This is a genomic window from Endozoicomonas sp. PH6C (assembly GCF_059322965.1).
Genome location: NZ_CP185342.1, coordinates 4,067,478 through 4,089,361, shown reverse-complemented (window position 1 = coordinate 4,089,361; position 21,884 = coordinate 4,067,478). Strand labels below are relative to the sequence as shown.

The window sequence follows — 21,884 nt, the reverse complement described above, 5'->3', positions numbered from 1 at the left end:
TGCGTCCTTATCTCGATTTTTAGTAGTTATTGGGCCTTATCCCCAGCCTTTCGAAGCGAAGAATAAAGAATAAATAATAAATAAGGAGATAAATCAAAAATAGAAAAAGTCTGGTCACGCAAAAATTTTATAAATTAGAAACTAATTTATAATTCATCTTGCTTAAGATTCACCGCAACGGCTCAAACTTTTACTTTGGTAATAGCGGCAAACTCAATAAAGCGTTGAAAAACGACTGCATAGGTTTTAAAAGACACACAATGTCATCTCACCAAAGTTATTCAGTAAAAATGATGAAGTATAAGACCAAAAAAATGAATCAAACAGTCAAAATAAACGACTACAATAATTTAACTCACAAAACCATAATTGAACTGTACTTATGAGCCTTCAAAGCCTTGATTCGCCCAACAGCACGATAGAATCGATTATTGCAACTCATGATTCTTAGTCATTCGTCTGCATCGATTGCAAGCCTTTTCAGAACAGGAGTATGCATTCTGATATAGAGCCTTTTCCGTCTTTTCTTACCGCTCTTCCACTCCAGTTGACCGTTTCCGGGTAATCATGAAGAATTTAACATCCTTCTCCATCTGAATACGGTGTTCCAAAACCCGGTTCCCACGCTGAAACATGGGAGCCAGAATTTTGCGACAGCCTCGATTCAGGTGGGGGAGAATGGCAATCAGCACTTAACTCCAATTAATGAACTTTTATTTCGAAATCTACTCTTAAGTACTCAACCATACGAAATCATATTTTCTGACTCATTGTTCAGGCACTCGCGGCAACTGCTCCTGCGTTGCTCTAGCTCCTGCATCCATGCAGTCGTGATGCGTTGCAACTCTGGTCACATAGCTTGCTATGTTCCCGTCGTTGCGCCTTGCAGAGCACCTGCCCAATAAGCCAGAAATATTCGATTCCGTATGGCTGAGTACTTATTAATTGCATCAGTTTTGAAAGCTCTTTTTTAATTGATTGAAAGTTCTAACATAGGAGAAACCAGGTTTGGATTCTATGAATAGTGAATCCGGCGTAGCCGGTTCAGTCTTGCTGTCAGATGGTTACGCTCGATTGGAGGGAAAATCATCAGGTGTCAGTAAAGTTAGATCCATCGCTGTACCCGACAAAGAAATACAGAAAACAGCCTCATTGCACGATTTGCCCGAGGAATTAACCATCAAAATTATTCGTTTGTTGGAACTTCGGGATATTGTCCGCTTGCAACAGGTGTCGACACACTTACACAGGGTAATTAAAGATAATCATGTTCTGGCAAAGGCATGGTTTCAGCGGTTTTCTTTACCGCACCAATATCAATTAAAGACAAGCCTTCCTGCAGAAGATAAAAAACAACTCCGTCTTTGGTTGAGGCCGTTTACGAAGGATGAAGCGTTAGTCGAATCACTCATAAAATGCCGAAAGAAAGTTTATTTTCCTGCTTTGTTTTATTTCGCCAAAACTGGGCTAATGTCTCAATGTAAAATATTTGATTTAGAGAAAAAAGCTACCATTGCCCACTATGACCGTGTCAGATCGGCCAACTTCAGCGCGGATAGCCGTCATGTGGTGACCGCCAGTAACGACAAAAAGGCGATAATCTATGGCCAGAATGACAATAAGCGATTATGGGTAAAAGAAGCCACCATTTCCCACGATGGTCACGTCAACTCAGCCATATTCAGTGCCGATGGCCGCCACGTGTTGACGATCAGTAAGGATCGCACGGCGAAAATCTATGGGCAGGGAGTCGGTGGGTCATGGGTACATAAACTCACCATTTCCCATAATGGTTTCGTCATCTCAGCCTCTTTCAGCCCGGATGGTCTGCACTTGATAACCGGCAGTATCGACCGCACGGCAAAAATTATTAGCCAGAAGGATGATGGATCATGGGAAGAAAAGCTCATCATTTCCCATAATGACCGGGTCGACTCTGTCACATTCAGCTCTGACAGCCGTCGTGTGATGACCGGCAGTTTCGATAACACGGCGAAAATTTATGGTGAGAGGACTGATGGATCATGGGAGGAAGAAGCCTTCATTATCCATGATTACTGGATCCAGTTAGTCGCTTTTAGCGCTGATGGTAGCCATGCGCTAACCGCCGGTGATGATCACAAGGTGAAAATCCACCATCTGGAAGAGAATGGATCATGGTTAGAAAAAGTGACCATTTCCCATGATAACTACGTGGAGTCAGCTACCTTCAGCGTCAATGGCCATCATCTGGTGACGGCCAGTTTGGATAACACGGCGAAAATCTATGGTGAGAAGACTGATGGCTCATGGGAACAAGAAGCCATTATTTCCCATAATCACTGGGTTACATCAGCCAACTTAACTGGCAATGGCCGCCATGTGGTGACTGTCGGTAGAGATTACAAGGTCAAAATCCATAACCGGCAGGTCAATGGATCATGGGTAGAAAAGCTCACCCTGTCCCATAATGATTGGATCAACTCAGCCACCTTCAGCCCTGATGACCGCCATGTGGTGACCGCCAGTATGGATGGCACGGTGAAAATCTGTGGCCTTAAGATCAATGGATCATGGGAAGAGAAACGCACCTTTTTCTGTAATGATTGGGTCAACTCTGCCACCTTTAGCCCCGATGGTTGCCATGTGGTAACCGCCAGTGATGACTGCACGGTGAGAATCATTGGCCAGCAAACTGATGGATCATGGGTCGTAAAAGCCATCCTTTCTCATAAACGTTCAATCAAATCAGCCACTTTCAGCGCCGATGGTAACCATGTATTAACTATCAGTAGGGATAATAAAGTGCGAATTATTAAACTACGGATGAGTGAGTGATGGTTTCCTGTGACAAATAAAAGGGGCGCCATTCTGCATGTGCTTAAAGACAGAAACTTTTAAGTCCATGTTTTGAACTTTTATTTCAAATCCAACTCTAATTTTCTCCATCAATTTTGAACCTCCTTGTTTATCGACGGCAAGACTAGTCCAGGGAAAATCAGGTATGCATAGCGCAAATAACAACTCCGGCGTCGTTGGATCTTCCTTGCCTCCAACCAAGCTCACACGATCGGGCGGAGAACCCTCTGGTGACGGAGCGGGCAGGTCTATCGCCGTCATTGAAAAAGAAATAAAGAAATCACTCTCATTGCACGATTTGCCCGAGGAATTAACCGTCAAAATTATTCGTTTGTTGGAACTTCGGGATATTGTTCGCTTGCAACAGGTATCGACTCACTTACACAGGGTAATTAACGACAATCATGCTCTGGCAAAGGCATGGTTTCAGCGGTTTTCTTCACCTCACCAATATCAATTAAAGACAAGCCTTCCTTCAGAAGATAAAAAACAACTCCGTCTTTGGCTGAGGCCGTTTACGGAGGATGAAGCGTTAGTCGAATCGCTCATAAAATACCGAAAGAAAGCTTATTTTCCTGCTTTGTTTCATTTCGCCAAAACTGGACTTATGTCTCAATGTAAAATATTTAATTCAGAGAAAAAAACGACCATTGCCCATCGTGATATTGTCAGATCAGCCAACTTCAGCGCCGATAGTCGTCATGTGGTGACTGCCAGTGACGACAGAAAGGCGAAAATCTATAGCCAGAATGACAAGGGAAAATGGGTAGAAAAAGCAACTATTGCTCACAATTTTGATGTCAACTCAGCCACCTTCAGTGTCGATAGTCGTCATGTGGTGACTCTCAGTTTCGATCATACGTCGAAAATCTATGGTCAGGGAGTCGATGGGTCATGGGTACATAAACTCACCATTTCCCATAATAATTTCATCAACTCAGCTTTCTTCAGCCCTGATGGTCGTCATGTGGTAACCGCCAGTAACGACCACACAGCGAAAATTATCAGTCAGAAGGATGATGGATCCTGGGAAGAAAAGCTCACCCTATCCCATAATGATTGGGTCAACTATGCCACCTTCAGCGCCGATAGCCGTCATGTGTTGACCGTCAGTGCCGATCACACTGCGAAAATCCTCCACCTGCGGGACGATGGATCATGGGAAGAAAAAGTCACCATCTCCCATGATCATTGGATCAGATCAGCCACCTTTAGTGCTGATGGTAGCTATGCGGTGACCGTCGGTGATGATCGCAAGGCGAAAATCCACCACCTGGAAGAGAATGGATCATGGTTAGAAAAAGTGACCATTTCCCATGATGACTTTGTGCAGTCAGCTACCTTCAGCGACGATGGTCATCATTTGGTGACGGCCAGTTTGGATAACACGGCGAAAATCTATGGTGAGAAGACTGATGGCTCATGGGAACGAGAAGCTACTATTTCCCATGTTTACTGGGTCACTTCAGCCGCCTTCAGTTCTGATGTCTGCCATGTGGTGACCGCCAGTGAAGATAAGAAGGTCAAAATCCATAGCCAGCAGGACAATGGATCATGGAAAGAAAATGTCACCATTTCCCATGATGGCACTGTCAACTCAGCCACCTTCAGCCCTGATGACCGCCATCTGCTAACCGCCAGCAACGATGGCGCGGTGAGAATCTTCGGCCTGAAGGACGGATCTTGGGAAGAAAAACGTACCTTTTACCACAATGATTCTGTCAACTCAGCCACCTTTAGCCCTGATGGCCGCCATGTGGTAACTGCCAGTGACGATTGCACTGCGAGAATCATTGGCCAGCACACTGATGGATCATGGGTCGTAAAAGCCATCCTTTCCCATAAATGTCCGATCATATCAGCCACTTTCAGCGCCGATGGTAACCATGTATTGACTATCAGTAGGTATAATAAAGTGCGAATTATTAAACTATGGATGAGTGAATGATTCTTTGCTGTGATAAATAAACGGGGCGCCATTCTGCATGTACTCAAAGACAGAAACTCAGGACACTACTTTTTGAACTTTTATTTCAAAACCGACTCTAATTTGCTTCATCAATTTTGAGCCTCCTTATCAATCGTCGGTTACTCTAATTCAGGGAAAATCAGTGATGGATGCTGCAAATAATAAATCCAGCATGGTCGGTTATTCCTCGCCCACAATCAAGTTTGCGCGATCGGCATTAGAACTATCGGGTTACAGTGTGGGCAGGTCTGTCGCTGTCGCTGAAAAAGAAATAAAAAAAACACCCTCATTGCACGATTTGCCCGAGGAATTAACCCTCAAAATTATTCGCTTGTTGGAGCTCAGGGATATTGCCCGTTTGCAACAGGTATCTACCCATTTACACAGGGTTATTAAAGACAACCATGCCCTTGCAAAGGCATGGTATCAGAGGTTTTCTTTGCCACACCAATATCAATTAAAGACGAGCCTTCCTTCAGAAGATAAAAAACAACTTCGTCTTTGGCTGAGGCCGTTTACGGAGGATGAAGCGTTAGTCGAATCACTCATAAAATACCGAAAGAAAGTTTATTTTCCTGCTTTGTTCTATTTCACCAGAGCTGGACTGATGTCTCGATGTAAAACATTTGATTTAGAGAATAAAGCAACCATTGCCAACCGTAACCGTATCAGATCAGCCAACTTCAGCGCCGATAGCCGTCATCTGGTGACCGCCAGTAACGACAGAAAGGCGAAAATCTATGGTCAGAATGATAATAAGCGATTATGGGTAAAAGAAGCCGTCATTTCCCACCATGGTCACGTCACCTCAGCCACATTCAGTGCCGATGGCCACCATGTGGTGACCGTCAGTGTGGATAACACGTCGAAAATCTATGGTCAGGAAGTCGGTGGGGTATGGTTGCATAAACTCACCCTTTCCCATAATGGTTTTATCGGCTTAGCCTCCTTCAGTCCTGATGGTCGCCATTTGGTAACTTGCAGCGACGACTTCACGGCAAAAATTATTAGCCAGGAGGATGATGGATCATGGGAAGAAAAACTCATCCTTTCCCATAATAATTGGGTCACATCTGTCGCATTCAGCTCGGATAGTCGTCATTTGATCACTGCCAGTTTTGATAACACGGCAAAAATTTATGGTGAGAAGACTGATGGTTCATGGCAAGAAGAAGCCTCCATTACCCATGATCACTGGGTCTTATCAGCCACCTTCTCTGCCAATGGCCGCCATGCGGTGACCGTCGGTGGTGATTACAAGGCGAAAATCCACCATCTGGAAGAGAACGGATCATGGTTAGAAAAAGTGACCATCTTCCATGATTACCGTTTGAATTCAGCTACTTTCAGCGTTGATGGCCACCGTGTGGCGACGGCAAGTGTTGATAACACGGCGCAAATCTATGGTGAGAAGACTGATGGATTATGGGAACATGAAGCCACCATTACCCATAATCACTGGGTCGAATCAGCCAGGTTAACGGCCAATGGCCACCATGTGGTGACCGTCGGTAGAAATGACAAGGTCAAAATTCACAGTCGGCAGGCCAATGGATCATGGAAAGAAAATGTCACCATTTCCCATGATGGCAGTGTCAACTCTGCCACCTTCAGCCCTGATGATCGTCATTTGCTGACCGCCAGTAACGATGGCACCGTGAGAATCTTCGGCCTGAAGGGCGAATTATGGGAAGAAAAACGTACCTTTTACCATAATCATTCTGTCAACACTGCCACCTTTAGCCCTGATGGTCGCCATGTGGTCACAGCCAGTGATGACTGCACGGCGAGAATTATTGGCCAGCACACTGATGGATCATGGGTCGTAAAAGCCATACTTTCCCACAAACGCTCGATCAAATCAGCCACTTTCAGCGCCGATGGTAACCATGTATTGACCATCAGCAGCGATAATGAAGTGCGAATTAATAAACTGCGGACGAGTGAATGATGGTTGACTGTGGCAAATAAAAGGGACTCAATCCTGCCTGTGCTGAAAGACTGAAAGTTTATTAGTTGCACTTAAGACCCTCTAATGAACTTTTACTTCAAAACCGAGTCTGATCAACCGTATCAATCTTTAATGATCTTTTTACAGGAAGAATATTAACAAAGGAGAAATCAGATTTGGATCCTACGAATAATAAATCCAGTATGGCCGGTTCGCTCTCGCTGTTAACCAATCGCACTCAGTTGGGGGAAGAACTATCTGGTATTAGTGCGGATAGAACCGTCACTATACCTGAAAAAGAAAAAAACAAAAAATCTTTATTGCTCTATTTTCCTTTCGAAATAACAATCAAAATTATTCGTTTGCTGGAGTTTCGAGATGTTACCCGCTTACAGCAAGTTTGTACTCACTTTAACAATGTCATTAAAAACGATTATGCTCTGGAAAAGGCATGGTATCGTCGGCTTTCTTCACCACATCAATATCAATTAAAGAAGATTCTTCCTATAAAGGATAAAGAGCAACTCTGTAATTGGTTGCGACCGTTTACGAAGGATCAAGCGTTAGTCAATTCACTTGTAGAACAGCGAGAGAGAGCTTATTTTCCTGCTCTCTGCCATTTCACCAAAGCTCGACTGATGTCTCAATACAAAAAGTATTATTTAGTTACAGAGGCTGTCTTTGCTCACCATAGCCATGTGTACTTTGACACCAGCAGCGTCGATGGTCGCCATTTGTTGACCGCCAGTAGAGATGGTGAGGTGAAGATCATTAGTCAGAAGGTTAATGGGTCATGGCAGTGTACGCTCTCCTGTTTCCATGGAGACGATATCAGATTAGCCAGCTTTAGTGCCGATGGCAGCCATTTGGTGTTTGGCAATTACAGAGATGATAGGTTGAAAATCTTTGGTCAGGGAGACGATGGATCATGGAAAGAAAAGCTCACCATTTCCCATGATGATTGGTTCCAATTTGCCGTCTTAAGTGCCGATGGTAGTCATTTGGTGACTGATGTTTTCGGAAAGGGGGTAAAAATCTATAGTCAGGAAGACGATGGATCATGGTCAGAAAAAGTCACTATCTGCAACTCATTGATCAAAGCAGCCACCTTCAGCGCCGATGGTCGCTTACTGTTGACGGCCAACTATGATAAAACCGCGAAAATCTATTGTCAGAAGACCGATGGCTCATGGGAAGAACAAACCACCATTCGCCATCATGACTTTCTCAAGTCGGCCATTTTTAGTGCTGATGACCGCCACGTGTTGACCCTCAGTGGTCATTGCAAGGCGAAAATCCATGGCCAGAAGGTCGATGGATCATGGGTAGAAAAAGTCACCATTTCCCATAAACGATTGGTCAACTCAGCCACCTTTAGCGCCGATGGTTGCCGAGTGGTGACGGCCAGTGACGATGACACTGCGAAAATCTTCGGTCAGAAGACCGATGGCTCATGGGAAGAGGAAGCCTCAATTTCCCATGATTGCGGCGTCAGATCAGCCACTTTTAGCCACAATGGCCGCCATGTGGTGACCATCAGTCTTAACAAGGCGAAAATCTGCGGCCAGAAGGACGGTGGATCTTGGGAAGAAAAACTCACCATTTCCCATGATAGCAATATTATCTCAGCCATCTTCAGCCCGGATGGTTGCCATGTGTTAACCAGATGCAGAGATGGTACCAAGAAAATATCTGGCAAGAAGGTTGATGGATCATGGGTCGAAAAAGCCATCATTTCCCGTGATAATCCGTATAACCCAGCTATCTTCAGCCCCGATGGCCGCTTAGTGCTGACCACCCACAAAGATAGAACAGCAAGGATCTATGGTCAGGAAATTGATGGATCATGGAGCGAAAAAGTTATTATTTCCCATAATGATTGGATCACAAGAGTCGGCTTTATGGCTGGTGGCGACTACGTGGTGACGATCACTAGCGATCACATAGTGCGAATTAATAAGTTAAGAATGAAGTTGGATTCAAGCAATAATTGATCGTTGACTGTGGCAAATAAAAGGGACGCCATTCTGCATGCGGCGAAAGACAGAAACTTCGTTAATTGTACGTAAGACCCTGTTTTGAACTTTTATTTCGCACCCGACTCTAATTTACTCCATCAATTTAAAAAGTCCTTGTTAATCGAGGGGGGGACTCATTAAGGAGAAACCAGATATGGATATCAAGACTAGCAACTCAGGCATGACCGGTTCGCCATTGCCCTCAACCAAGGTGGCACGGTTCGGCGGAGAACGATCTGATTTTGGTGCTCGCAGGTCCATCGTTGCAGCTGACAAAGAATTAAAGGAAACAGCTTCATTGCTCGATTTGCCCGAGGAGTTAACCATCAAAATTATTCGCTTGCTGGAGTTTCGGGATATTGTACGTTTACGGAAGGTCAGTACTTACTTTAACAGGGTTATTAAAAATGATCATGCTTTGGAGAAAGCATGGTATCAGCGGTTTACTGCTCAAGATCAAGATAAATTAAAGACAATCCTTTCTGTAGAGGATAAAAAACAACTTTGTCTTTGGCTACCGCTGCAGCCCTTTACAAGTAATAAAGCATTAGTCAACTCACTTATAAAGAAACGAAAGATTTCTTATTTTCCTGCTCTGTTTTATTTCACCAAAGCTCGACTGATGTCTGAATGTAAAACATTTAAAACAGTTACAAAAGCGATTATTAACCATGATGACTTGCTCGCGTCAATCCGCGTCAGCCCTGATGGTTCCCACATTGTGACAGCCAGCTACGATAATACGGCGAAAATTTATAGTCAGAAGACCAATGGATCATGGGTAGAAAAAGCCATTATTTCCCATGATGGCTATGTCAACTCAGCCATCTTCAGCCCCGATAGCTGCCAGGTAGTGACCGCCGGATGGGATAATCAGGCAAAAATCCATGATCTGAAGGCTGATGGGTCATGTGTACATAAACACACTATTTTCCATAATGATTCGATCAGCACAGTTGCCATCAGTCCCGATAGTCGTCACCTGCTGGTGGTCGGCAGTTGGGATCAAACTGCGAAAATTTGCAGTCAGAATGACGATGGATCCTGGGAAGAAAAACTGACCATTTTGCATGATCATATGGTCTTCCTGACCACCTTCAGTGCCGATTGCCGTCATGTAATGACCGTCAGTTCGGATAAAAAGGCGAAAATCTGTGGTCTGAAGACCGATGGATCATGGCAGGAAGAAGCTACCATTTCTCATAAAGATCATATCTACCAGGCCAGCTTTAGCAACGATAGCCGTCTTGTGGTGACTGCAGGCGATGGCAAGAAGGTAAAAATCCATAGCCAGAAGGCTGATGGTCAATGGGAAAAAGAAGTCTGCATTTTGCATGATAAATGGGTCTACTCAGCCAACTTCAGCGGCGATTCTCGCCGCGTGGTGACCGGCAGCGGAGACGGCACAGCAAAAATTTTTCGTCGGAAGGACAATGGCTCGTGGGAACAAGAAGCCACCATTTTCCACGATCGTTGTATCGAGTCGGCCATCTTTAGCCCTGATGACCACCATGTAGTGACCGCCAGTCACGATAAGACCGCAAAAATCTTTAGTCTGAGGGACGATGATGAATCATGGGAAAATAAGCTCACCATTTGCCATGATAAAGCTGTTACCTCAGCCATCTTCAGCCCCGATAGCCGTCATGTGGTGACCGCCAGTAAAGACGGCAAGGCGAAAATCTGTGGTCAGAAGGCTGACGGATCATGGGTCGAAAAAACCACCATTTTCCATGAATCTCTGGTCGATTCAGTCAGCTTCAGCGCCGATGGCTGCCAAGTGCTGACTACCAGTGAAGATGGAGCGGCAAAAGTCTATGGTCTCAGGAAGAATGGGTCATGGGTCGAAAAAGTCATCATCTCTGGCAAACGTCCGATCAAATCAGCCAAATTCAGCGTCGATGGACATCACCTTGTGACCAATTCGTACGATAATAAGGTGCGAATTATTAAACTACAGAAAAATAAATGATTGTCTGTGTGCTGTGACAAATAAAAGGGGCGTCATTCTGCATGTATTGAAATACAGAAACTTTTTAAGAGCATTTTTTGAACTTTTATTTCAAAATCGATTCTAAGCTACTTCATCAACTTTGAGCGTCCTTGTTTTTGCGGCGTTACTAACTTTGGAAAAACCAGATATGCTTTATGATGTTAATAAATCAGGCATAGTCGGTTCCTCCTCGACTCCAACCAAGCTCGCGCGATTAGAGGGAGAGTCACCTGGTGTCAGTGTGGCTAGATCCGTCACTATACCTGACAGAGAAATTAAGAAAACAGTTTTATTGCACGATTTGCCCGAGGAATTAACCATCAAAATTATTCGCTTGTTGGAACTTCGGGATGTTGCCCGTTTACAACAGGTATCGACTCAAATAAACAGGGTTATTAAAAGCGATCATTCTCTGGCAAAGGCATGGTATGAAAGGTTTCCTTCTTTACATCAATATCAACTTAAGAAAATCCTTCCTGCCAATGATAAAGAACAACTTCGTAGTTGGCTGCGACCATTTACGAAGGATGAAACGTTAATTGAATCACTCATAAAAAGCCGTAAGAGCGTTTATTTTTCTGCTTTGTTCCATTTCACCAGAACTGGACTTATGTCTCGATGTAAAACATTTAATTTAGGTACAAAAGACACCATTTCAAATAATTGGGTCATTTCAGAAACCATCAGCGCGGATGGCCGCCATTTGGTAGCGTTCTTCGACTGTGATCATAAAAAGGTACAAATATATGGTCAGGAGGTCGATGGGTCATGGCTAGGAAAAGTGACCATTTCCCATGATGACTGGATCGACTCAGTCACCTTCAGTGAAGACGGTAGCCATGTGGTGACCCTCAGCAGTTTGGCTAAAAAGGTGAAAATCCACGGTCAGAAAGCCGGTGGTTCATGGGAAGAAAAAGCCACCATTGCTCATGATGAATACATCAACTCAGCCTCTTTCAGCCCGGATGTCTGCTATCTGGTAACCGCCAGTAACGATAACACGGCAAAAGTCTATGGTCAGAGCGGCGATGGCTCATGGCAACAAAAACTCACCATTTCCCACAACGATTGGATCAACTCAGCCTGTTTCAGTGCAGATAGCCACCATCTGGTGACCGTTAGTTGCGATAACACGGCAAAAATTTATGGTCTGAAGGTCGATGGGTCATGGGGAGAAGTAGCCATCATTTCCCATACTGGTTGGGTCTCTTTAGCCACCTTTAGCCCCGATAACCGCCATCTGGTGACCGTCGGCGATGATTTTATGGCCAAAATTCACTGTTTGAAGGACGATGGATCATGGGAAGAAAAAGCTATCATTTCCCACGATACCTGGGTCAACTCGGTCACTTTCAGTGCTGATGGTTGCAAAGTGGTGACCACCAGTAACGATTACACAGCGAAAATCTTTGGTCTCAAGACGGGCGGGTCATGGGAAGAAGAAGTTACCGTTAACCACGATCACGAGGTCACCTCAGCCACCTTCAGCCCCAATGGCTGCTATGTAATTACCATCAGTAACGATCACATGGTGAAAATCTGTGGTCTGAAGGTTGATGCTGTATGGGAAGAAAAAGCCACCATTTCCCATGATGACTTTATCAAGTCAGCGATCTTCAGCGCCGATGGACGCAGTGTGGTGACCGCCAGTATAGATGGAACGGCAAAAATCTATGGTTTAAAGGCCGATGGATCATGGTGGGAAGAAGTCACCATTTTCCATACCTCTTCGGTCAACTCAGTCGCCTTTAGCCCTGATGGCCGTCATGTGGTGACCGCCAGTAAAGATCGAACAGCAAAAATCTATGGTCAGGAAATTGATGGATCATGGGTCAAAAAAGCCATCATTACAGAGAATGGTTCGATTGACTCAGCCACTTTTAGCGCTGACAGTCACCATGTAATGACTACCCGTTCTTTTGCACCCGTTGACCAGCTGTTGAAGAAGTATACGTTCACTGCTTTTCCAGGATCCATAAGCCCGCCCTGTAGGGGACAATTTCGGGACGTTACAAATAAAAGGGACGCCATTGTGCATGCGCTGAACTTTAATGGCACTTAAGACAATGTCATGAACTTTTATTTAAAAACCGAGTCTGATTTGCTGACTTAATTTTTAACGCCCTTTTTAATCCGGGGAAAATGCTTACCAGGAGTCACAAGGTTTGGAAGCTACCGATAATAAATCCACCAGGTTTGGTTCACTCTCGCCGTCAACTAATCGTGATCAACCGGAGGGGGAGGGATTATCCGGTGTCAGCGCAGGCAGGTCCGTCGCTATACCTGATAAGAGAAAAACGAAAAAATCTTTATTTTTCGATTTACCTATTGAAACAACCAATAAAATTATTGGTTTGTTGGAGTTTCGAGATGTTACCCGCTTACAGCAGGTTTGTAATTACTTTAACTGGGCTGTTAAAAACGATCATGCACTGGAAAGGGCCTGGTACCGCCGGTTTCCTATACCACACCAGGATCAATTAAAGAAAATCCTTGCTACAAAGACTAAAGAACAACTCCGTCATTGGCTGCGACCGTTTACCAGGGATGAAGCGTTCGTTGAATCACTCGTAAATGATCGAGAGAAAGTTTATTTTCCCGCTCTCTTTTATTTCACCAAAGCCCGGCTGATGTCTGAATGCAAAACCTATAATGCAGTCGGAGAAGTCGAGATTACCCATGAAATCGGTGTGTATTCAGTCACCTTCAGTGCCGATGGCAGCCGCCTGATGACCGAGGGAGGCGATGGCGTGAAAATCTACGGCCAAAGGGCCAATGGATCATGGGAAAGAGAAATCTTCATTCCCCACGAAGACAATGTTGAATTGGCCATCTTATGCGACGATGGCCGCCACCTGGCGATCGCCACTTTTGATTATAGGGTGAAAATCTATGGTCAAGTCGATGGGATATGGGCACAGAAACTCGCCATTTCCCACGATAACGATTGCTCCGATCTTGTCTTCAGTGCCGATGGCCACCATTTAGTGACCGCCAGCCGCGATAACACGGCGAAAATTTGTGTTCAGGGAGACGATGGGACATGGGAAGAAAAACTCACTATTTCCCATGATGAATGGGTTGTCTCAGCCACCTTCAGTGCCGATAGTCGCCATTTGGTGACCGCCAGTTTGGACAAGTCTGCAAAAATCTATGGGCAGAAGGACGATGGATCCTGGGAAGAAGAAGTCACCATTTTCCATGACGCTAGTATCATATCAGCCGACTTCAGCCCCGATAACTGCCATGTTGTGACTGTCGGTGTCGATCACAAGGTGAAAATCGTTTACGGATCATGGGGAACAGAAGCCTCCATTGAACATGATGGCAACGTCGAGGCGACCTTTAGTGCCGATAGCCGACATTTGGCAACGGCCAGTTGCGATAAAACGGCAAAAATCTGTGGTCAAAAGGATGATGGGTCATGGCAAGAAGAAGTCATCATTGCCCATGATTGCTATGTCAACTCAGCCGTCTTTAGCCCCAATGGCCGCCATGTGGTAACCGCCAGTTGGGACAAGACTGCAAAAATCTACGGTCAGAGGGGTGACGGATCATGGGAACAAAAGCGCACTATCCGCCATAATGACCGTGTCCTCTCAGCCATCTTCAGCCCCGATGGCCGCCATCTGGTGACAGCCAGTCTCGATCGCACGGCGAAAATCTACGGTCTGAAGACTGACGGATCCTGGGTCGAAAAGGCCACTATTTCCCATCAGGGTGATGTCAAATCAGCCATCTTCAGCGCCGATGGGTGCCTTGTGGTGACCACCAGTTCCGATGGTAAGGCAAAAATCTATGGTCAGGATACTTTTGGATCCTGGGTAGAAAAAGCCATGGTTACCCATAGACATAAAGAATCGACCCAAATAAATCGCCTTAGCGCCAGTGGCCACCATCTGGTGGCACCTCTTAACGATAGCTGTGTGATCATTTATAAACTGTCGATGAATGCTTGACTGTTTGCTTTCAGAAGTAAAAGGGGCGCCATTCTGCATGTGCTGAAATACAGAAACTTTTTAAGACCCTGTTTTGAACTTTTATTTCAAAATTGATTCTAATCTCTTTCATCCATTTTGAACGTCCTTGTTTTTCGGGGCGGTAATAAGGAAAAGCCAGGTATGCTTTATGCTGCTAAAGAATCAGGCATAGTCGGTTCATCCTCGACCCCAACCAAGCTCGCACGATTAAAGGCAGAGTCGCCTGGTGTCAGTGTGGGTAGATCCGTCACTATACCTGACAGAGAAATCAAGCAAACAGTTTTATTGCACGATTTGCCCGAGGAATTAACCATTAAAATTATTCGCTTGTTGGAACTTCGGGATATTGCCCGTTTACAACAGGTATCGACTCACATAAACAGGGTTATTAAAAACGATCATGCTCTGGCTAAGGCATGGTATGAAAGGTTTCCTTCATTACATCAAGATCAATTTAAGAAAATCCTTCCCGCCAATGATAAAGAACAACTTCGCAGTTGGCTGCGACCATTTACGAAGGATGAAACGTTAATTGAATCACTCATAAAAAGGCGGAAGAGCGTTTATTTTTCTGCTTTGTTCCATTTCACCAGAACTGGACTCATGTCTCGCTGTAGAACATTTAATTTAGTTACAAAAAACACCACTTCAAATAGTTGGGTCATTTCAGAAGCCTTTAGCGCCAGTGGCTGTCATCTGGTGGCGTACGGCTGTGATCATAAAAAGGTGAGAGTCTATAGCCGGGAGGTCGATGGGTCTTGGGTAAGAAAAGTAACCATTTCCCATGATGACTTGATCGACTCAGTCTCCTTCAGTGCAGATGGCAGCCATGTGATGACCCTCAGCAGTTCCGATGGCAAGGTGAAAATACATGGTCATAAAGCCGATGGCTCATGGGAAGAAAAAACGACCATTTCCCATGATGACTACACCAACTCAGCCTCTTTCAGCCCGGATGGTTGCTATCTGGTAACCGCCAGTAACGATAACACGGCAAAAGTCTATGGTCAGAGCGGCGATGGCTCATGGGAACAAAAACTCACCATTTCCCATAATGATTGGATCTACTCAGTTTGTTTCAGTGCCGATAGTCAACATTTGGCGACTATCAGTTGCGATAACACAGCAAAAATTTATGGTCAGAAGACAGATGGATCATGGGGAAAAGAAGCCACCATTTCCCATGGTAAATGGGTCACCTCTGCCAGCTTTAGCCCCGATGACCGCCATGTGGTGACCGTCGGCGATGATAACATTGCGAAAATCTTCAGCTTTCAGCTCGATGGATCATGGGAAGAAAAGGTCGCAGTTTCCCACGATCTCTGGATCAGCTCGGTCACATTCAGTGCTGATAGTCGCAGAATGGTGACCACCAGTAACGATTGCACAGCGAAAATCTTTGGTCTCAAGACGGGTGAGACATGGGAAGAAGAAGTTACCATCAACCACGATCACAGGGTTAACTCAGCCAGCTTCAGCCCCAATGGCTGCCATGTAATCACCGTCAGTAACGATAACAAGGTGAAAATCTGTGGTTTGAAGGTTGATGGATTATGGGAAGAAAAAGCCATCATTTCTCATGATGACTTAATCAACTCAGCCACCTTTAGCGCCGATGGACGCAGTGTGGTGACCGCCAGTAAAGATGGAACGGCAAAAATCTATGGTCTGAAGGCCGATGGGTCATGGAGGGAAGAAGTCACTATTTTCCATGCTTCCTCGGTCAACTCAGCCTCCTTTAGCCCCGATAGTCGCCACGTGGTGACCGCCAGTAAAGATCGGGCAGCAACAATCTATGGTCAGCAGATTGATGGATCATGGGTCAAAAAAGCCATCATTGTACAGAATGGTTCAATTGACTCAGCTGCTTTTAGCGCTGACGGTCACCATGTAGTGACTACCCGTTCTTTTGCACCTGTTGACCAGCTGCTGAAGAAGTATACGTTCAGTGCTTTTCCGGGATCCATAAGCCCGCCACCTTTATAGGGGACAATTTCGGGACAAAGCTTGATATGAAAGGCTGAATAGGTGGCCGATAGCAGGTACTATGCAAGCCCGGTACCTTAAGCAGTCACCTTTCGTGCAATACACCCATTTACTGGCAATTTTGTTCAGGCTGTTAATGTAACGCTGCGCTCATTAAATCCAACGTTATTTTGTGCTCACTTTCCAAGCCAGAATTAGTACACTTTGTTAAAAAAAGCTCATCATTTTTCAACAAATTGTAGAATTTTGATAAAAAATCTTTTGCCTTTTCGCTGATTTCTTTATCTTCCAGCTTATCTATGTCAGAAAAAGTTACAGTTTGGCAGTCATCATATACTTCTCCTCTTTCATGAAATGGAAAGTAACCCACTCCTTCACAACGAGATATTAACTGATCTAAATTCTGCTCCTCATGTTGCAAAGAACATTCAGGCACACGGCGAAGCAGTCGTTCTTTCATTTTTCTTGCATAGAACTTTTTTGAAGAAACTGCTCCTGGCTGCTCTCTGGCAAGTAATGAAGCGCGGTATAGATCTAGCATCTCGAGATTTCTATTCAACACGGAATGAGAAAAAGTGTATAAGACCTGTCCAGTTAGTCGAAACTCTTTTAAATGTAACTCATCAATGAGGGTGGCCAGACTGTTGAACGCATTATAGAGCGGTGATGCATTGGCATTATATGTGTAAAAAACAGAAATAATAAAAATAATTCGAGTGATTGCAATGGCTCTGTGATTTTTCATGTGCTTCAGGTTTCTTTACTTTGAAAACTAACCCTGAAGGTAGCACTTTTTTATTATTCTGCAGGAAGACAATAGCGCTGAAGTCAGCACTAAGTACTCAGCCATACGGAATCGAATATTTCTGGCTTATTGGGCAGGTGCTCTGCAAGGCGCAACGACGGGAACATAGCAAGCTATGTGACCAGAGTTGCAACGCATCACGACTGCATGGATGCAGGAGCTAGAGCAACGCAGGAGCAGTTGCCGTGAGTGCCTGAACAATAAGTCAGAAAATATGATTTCGTATGGTTGAGTACTTATTATCCTGTCAAAAGTTGCATGCATCAAAAAGCCGCTATCATTTTCACCAAAGCCCGACTGATGTCTGAATGTGAAACGCCAAGAGCAGTCAGAAAAGTCACCATTGCCTTGCATCTCTGAGTCAACTCGGCCAGCTTCAGCGCCGATGGAGACAACATTGTGCATGCGCTGAACGACTGAAGCCTCTTTAAGACAATGTCAGGAACTTTTATTTCAAAACCGAGTCTGATTTACTGTCTTAATCTTTAACACCCTTTTTAATCCGGGGAGAATGCTTACCAGGAGGAATAAGGTTTGGAAGCTACGGATAATATATCCACCATGATCGGTTCACTTTCGCCGTCAACCAGTCGCGCTCAATCGAAGGCAGAATTGTCGGGTGTCAGTGCAGGTAGATCCGCCATACCTGTAAAGGAAGAAGCGGAACAAAGTTTATTTTTTAATTTACCTTTAGAAGTAACAACACGAATTATTCGCTCGTTGGAGGTTCGGGATGTTGCCTGCTTACAGCAGGTTTGTCATTACTTTAACGGTATTATTAAAAACGATCATGAACTGGAAAGAGCATGGTATCGACAGTTTTCCTCACCACACCGATATCAATTAAACAAAATTCTTCCTGCAAAGGATAAAGAACAACTTCGTAATTGGCTGAGACCGTTTACGAAGGATGAAGCGTTAGTCGAATCAGTCATAACACAACGAGAGCAAGTTTATTTTCCTGATCTATTCTATTTCACCAAAGTTCGACTGGTGTCTGAATGCGCAAGGTTTAAAGTAGATAGAGAAATCTTCATTGGCCATGATGAAGATGTATTCTCAGCCATCTTTAGCGCCAATGGAACCCGACTGGTGACTGCCGGTAGCCATGGGGCGAAAATCTGTGGTCAGAAGGCCAATGGGTTTTGGGAAGAAGAAATCTTTATTTCCCATGTCACCAATGTCAGATCAGCCACCTTCAGTACAGATGGTCGCCATGTGGCGACCGCCAGCAAAGATCGAACGGCAAAAATCTATAGTCAGGTCGATGGGTCATGGGAAGCGAAACTTACCATTTCCCATGATGATTGGGTTAACTCAGCCACCTTCAGCGCCGATAGTCGCCATTTGGTGACCGCCAGTATGGATACAACGGCGAAAATCTGCGTTCAGGGAGCCGATGGATCATGGGAAGAAAAACTCACCATCTCCCATGATGGTTCTGTCAACACAGCCAGCTTCAGTCCGGTTGGCTGCTATGTGGTGACGGCCAGTGACGATAACACGGCCAAAATCTATTGTCAGAGGACTGATGGATCATGGGTAGAAAGAGCCAACATTTTCCATGATAAATTTGTCCTCTCAGCCACCTTCAGCCCCGATAGCCGCCATGTGGTGACTGTTGGTTACGATCACAAGGTGAAAATCGTCTATGGATCATGGGCGTCAGAAGTCTCCATTGATCATGATGATACGGTCACATCAGCCACTTTTAGTGCTGATAGCCGCCATCTGGTAACGGCCAGTTACGATAAGACGGCGAAAATCTTTGGTCAGAAGATCGATGGCTCATGGGAAGAAGAAACCGTTATTTTCCATGATGACCGTGTTAACTCAGCCGCGTTCAGTCCTAAAGGCCACTATGTAGTCACGGCAAGTGACGACAAAACAGCGAAAATTCATGGTCAGAAGGGCGACGGATCATGGGAAGAAAAGCGCATTATTTATCATGATGACCGTGTCCTCTCGGCTATTTTCAGCCCCGATGGCCGCCATGTGGTGACGGCCAGTCTCGATTACACGGCGAAAATCTATGGTCTGAAGACTGACGGATCCTGGGTCGAAAAGGCCATCATTCCCCATCTAAGTTTTGTCGAATCAGCCACTTTCAGTGCTGATGGCTGCCTTGTGGTGACCACCAGTTCGGATGGGAAGGCAAAAATCTATGGTCAGGATACTTTTGGATTCTGGGTAGAAAAAGCCATCGTTACCCATAGACATAGAGATTCGACCAAAGTAAATCGCCTTAGCCCCAATGGCCACCATCTGGTGGCGCCCTTTGACGATAACAGCGTGATGATTTATAAGCTTTCGATGAATGATTGACTGTTTGCTTTTAGAAATAAAAGGAACGCCATTCTGCATGTGCTGAAATACAGAAACTTTTTAAGACCCTGTTTTGAACTTTTATTTCAAATTAGATTCTAATTTTCTTTATCAATTTTGAACGTCTTTATTTATCGGGGCGGTACTAACTCAGGAAACTTCAGAGATGCTTTCTGATGCTAATAACTCAGGCTCAGTCGATTCATTCTCGACCCCAAACAATCTCGCACAAATAGAGAGAGAGTCATCGGGTGTCAGTGTGGGTAGAACCGTGGCTGTAGCAGATACAAACATTAAGAAAACCGTTTTATTGCACGATTTGCCCGAGGAACTCACCATAAAAATTATTTGCTTGTTGGAGTTTCGGGATATTGCCCGTTTACAACAGGTGTCGACTCACTTAAACAGGGTTATTAAAAACGATCATGCTCTGGCAAAGGAATGGTATCAACGGTTTCCTTCAGCACATCAATATCAACTTAAGAAAATCCTTCTAAACACAGATAAAGAACAACTTCGTAACTGGCTGCGACCGTTTACGAAGGATGAAGCGTTAATTGAATCAATCATAGAAAAGCGAGAGAACGTTCATTTTTCTGCTTTGTTCCATTTCACCAAAACTGTACTGATGTCTCAATGTAAGACATTCAATTTAGATACAAAGGCGACCATTTCAAACAATTGTGTTTTTTCAAAAGCCTTCAGCGACGATCGCCGCCATGTGTTGACAACCAATTGTAATCATAAGAACGCGAAATTGTATGGGCAGGAGGTCGACGGTTCATGGGCTGAAAAAGTGAACTTTCCCCAAGATTACTGGATCATGTCAGCCACCTTTAGCAGAGATGGTAGTCATCTGGTGACCTTCAGTGGTTTTGAAAATATAGTGAAAATCCATGGACAGATAGCCGATGGCTCATGGGAAGAAAAAGCTACCTTTTCCCATGATGAATGGGTCAACTCAGCCTCCTTCAGCCCAGACGGTTGCTATGTGGTAACCGCCAGCAAGGATAACACGGCAAAAATCTACGGTCAGAGCGGCGATGGCTCATGGGAACATAAACTCACTCTTTCTCATAGTGGTAGGGTCATCTCAGCCTGTTTCAGCGCCGATAGCCAACATCTTGTGACCGTTGGTTGCGATAACATGGCAAAAATTTATGGTCAGAAGACCGATGGAACCTGGAGAGAAGAAACCACCATTTTCCATAATAATTGGGTCACTTCAGCCACCTTTAGTCCCGATGACCGCCATTTGGTGACCGTCAGCAATGATAGCAGGGCCAAAATTCTCAGCTTTGAGGTCGATGGATCATGGGAAGAAAAAGTCACCATTTCCCACGATCGCTGGATCGGCTCGGTCACTTTCAGTGCTGATAGTCACAGAGTGGTGACCACCAGTAACGATTACACAGCAAAAATCTTTGGTCTCAAGACGGGTGGTTCATGGGAAGAAGAAGTCACCATTTCTCACCATCTCAGGGTCTTATCAGCCAGCTTCAGCCCCGATGGCTGCTACGTAATGACTTTCGGTGACGATAACCTGGTGAAAATCTGTGGTCCGAAGGTTGATGGATCATGGGAAGAAAAAATCACCATCTCCCATAATCACTTTATCGAATCAGCCACCTTCAGTGCCGATGGACGCCGCGTGGTGACCGCCAGTAAAGATGGAACGGCAAAAATCTATGGTCTCAAGATCGATGGATCATGGAGGGAAGAAGCTACCATTTCCTATGATCACTGGATCAGCTCAGCCTCCTTCAGCTCCGATGGCCGCCATGTGATGACCGCCAGTATTAATGGAACAGTCACAATCCATGGTCAGAACCTTGATGGATCATGGGTCGAAAAAGCCATCATTCTACAGAATGCTTCGATTCACTCAGCGACTTTTAGCGCTGACGGTCACCATGTGCTGACCACCAGTTTTTTAGCACCCGTTGATCAGCTGCTGAAGAAGTATACGTTCAGAGCTTTTCCACGATCCATAAGCCCACCACCCTGATCACTGTAAAT

At 44.9% G+C, this 21,884-nt stretch carries 11 protein-coding genes; 10 read left to right on the top strand and 1 reads right to left on the bottom strand.

Annotation, left to right across the window (positions count from 1 at the left end):
• The first annotated feature begins 1,017 nt into the window (after positions 1-1,017).
• The 8 genes from ACOMG9_RS15800 (at position 1,018) to ACOMG9_RS15765 (ending at position 16,735) form a co-directional block, all read left to right on the top strand.
• Positions 1,018-2,817 (top strand): F-box/WD repeat-containing protein, encoded by a 1,800-nt coding sequence (locus ACOMG9_RS15800; protein ID WP_494529086.1) that lies wholly within the window; start codon positions 1,018-1,020, stop codon positions 2,815-2,817.
• 166 nt (positions 2,818-2,983) lie between these two features.
• Complete coding sequence (locus tag ACOMG9_RS15795) at positions 2,984-4,786, top strand: F-box/WD repeat-containing protein (RefSeq protein WP_494529085.1); 1,803 nt, start codon at positions 2,984-2,986, stop codon at positions 4,784-4,786.
• A 166-nt stretch (positions 4,787-4,952) separates the two neighbouring features.
• Entirely contained in the window at positions 4,953-6,758 is a 1,806-nt protein-coding gene (locus ACOMG9_RS15790; protein ID WP_494529084.1) for an F-box/WD repeat-containing protein, read from the top strand.
• A 176-nt stretch (positions 6,759-6,934) separates the two neighbouring features.
• A complete protein-coding gene (locus ACOMG9_RS15785) occupies positions 6,935-8,752 on the top strand; it encodes an F-box/WD repeat-containing protein (RefSeq protein WP_494529083.1) in 1,818 nt (605 codons plus the stop codon).
• Positions 8,753-8,930: 178 nt separating this feature from the next.
• Entirely contained in the window at positions 8,931-10,748 is a 1,818-nt protein-coding gene (locus ACOMG9_RS15780; protein WP_448217592.1) for an F-box/WD repeat-containing protein, read from the top strand.
• A gap of 262 nt (positions 10,749-11,010) precedes the next feature.
• Positions 11,011-12,831: an F-box/WD repeat-containing protein gene (locus ACOMG9_RS15775; RefSeq protein WP_448217591.1), complete on the top strand. Its 1,821-nt coding sequence runs from the start codon at positions 11,011-11,013 to the stop codon at positions 12,829-12,831.
• Between the two features lie 103 nt (positions 12,832-12,934).
• The gene (locus ACOMG9_RS15770; protein WP_448217590.1) at positions 12,935-14,728 is read left to right on the top strand and encodes a WD40 repeat domain-containing protein; all 1,794 of its coding nucleotides are present in this window, start codon (positions 12,935-12,937) and stop codon (positions 14,726-14,728) included.
• Between the two features lie 162 nt (positions 14,729-14,890).
• Positions 14,891-16,735 carry an F-box/WD repeat-containing protein gene (locus tag ACOMG9_RS15765; protein ID WP_448217589.1) on the top strand — a complete coding sequence of 615 codons (1,845 nt, stop codon included), beginning with the start codon at positions 14,891-14,893 and terminating at the stop codon, positions 16,733-16,735.
• A gap of 133 nt (positions 16,736-16,868) precedes the next feature.
• Here the strand turns inward: ACOMG9_RS15765 and ACOMG9_RS15760 are convergent, their stop codons facing one another.
• Entirely contained in the window at positions 16,869-17,480 is a 612-nt protein-coding gene (locus tag ACOMG9_RS15760) for a hypothetical protein (RefSeq protein ID WP_448217588.1), read from the bottom strand.
• A gap of 594 nt (positions 17,481-18,074) precedes the next feature.
• On the opposite strand from ACOMG9_RS15760, the gene ACOMG9_RS15755 reads away from it, so the two are divergent.
• Positions 18,075-19,865 (top strand): F-box/WD repeat-containing protein, encoded by a 1,791-nt coding sequence (locus ACOMG9_RS15755; protein ID WP_448217586.1) that lies wholly within the window; start codon positions 18,075-18,077, stop codon positions 19,863-19,865.
• Positions 19,866-20,031: 166 nt separating this feature from the next.
• Positions 20,032-21,873, top strand: a complete 1,842-nt coding sequence (locus ACOMG9_RS15750; protein WP_448217585.1) for an F-box/WD repeat-containing protein — start codon at positions 20,032-20,034, stop codon at positions 21,871-21,873.
• Positions 21,874-21,884 lie beyond the last annotated feature (11 nt).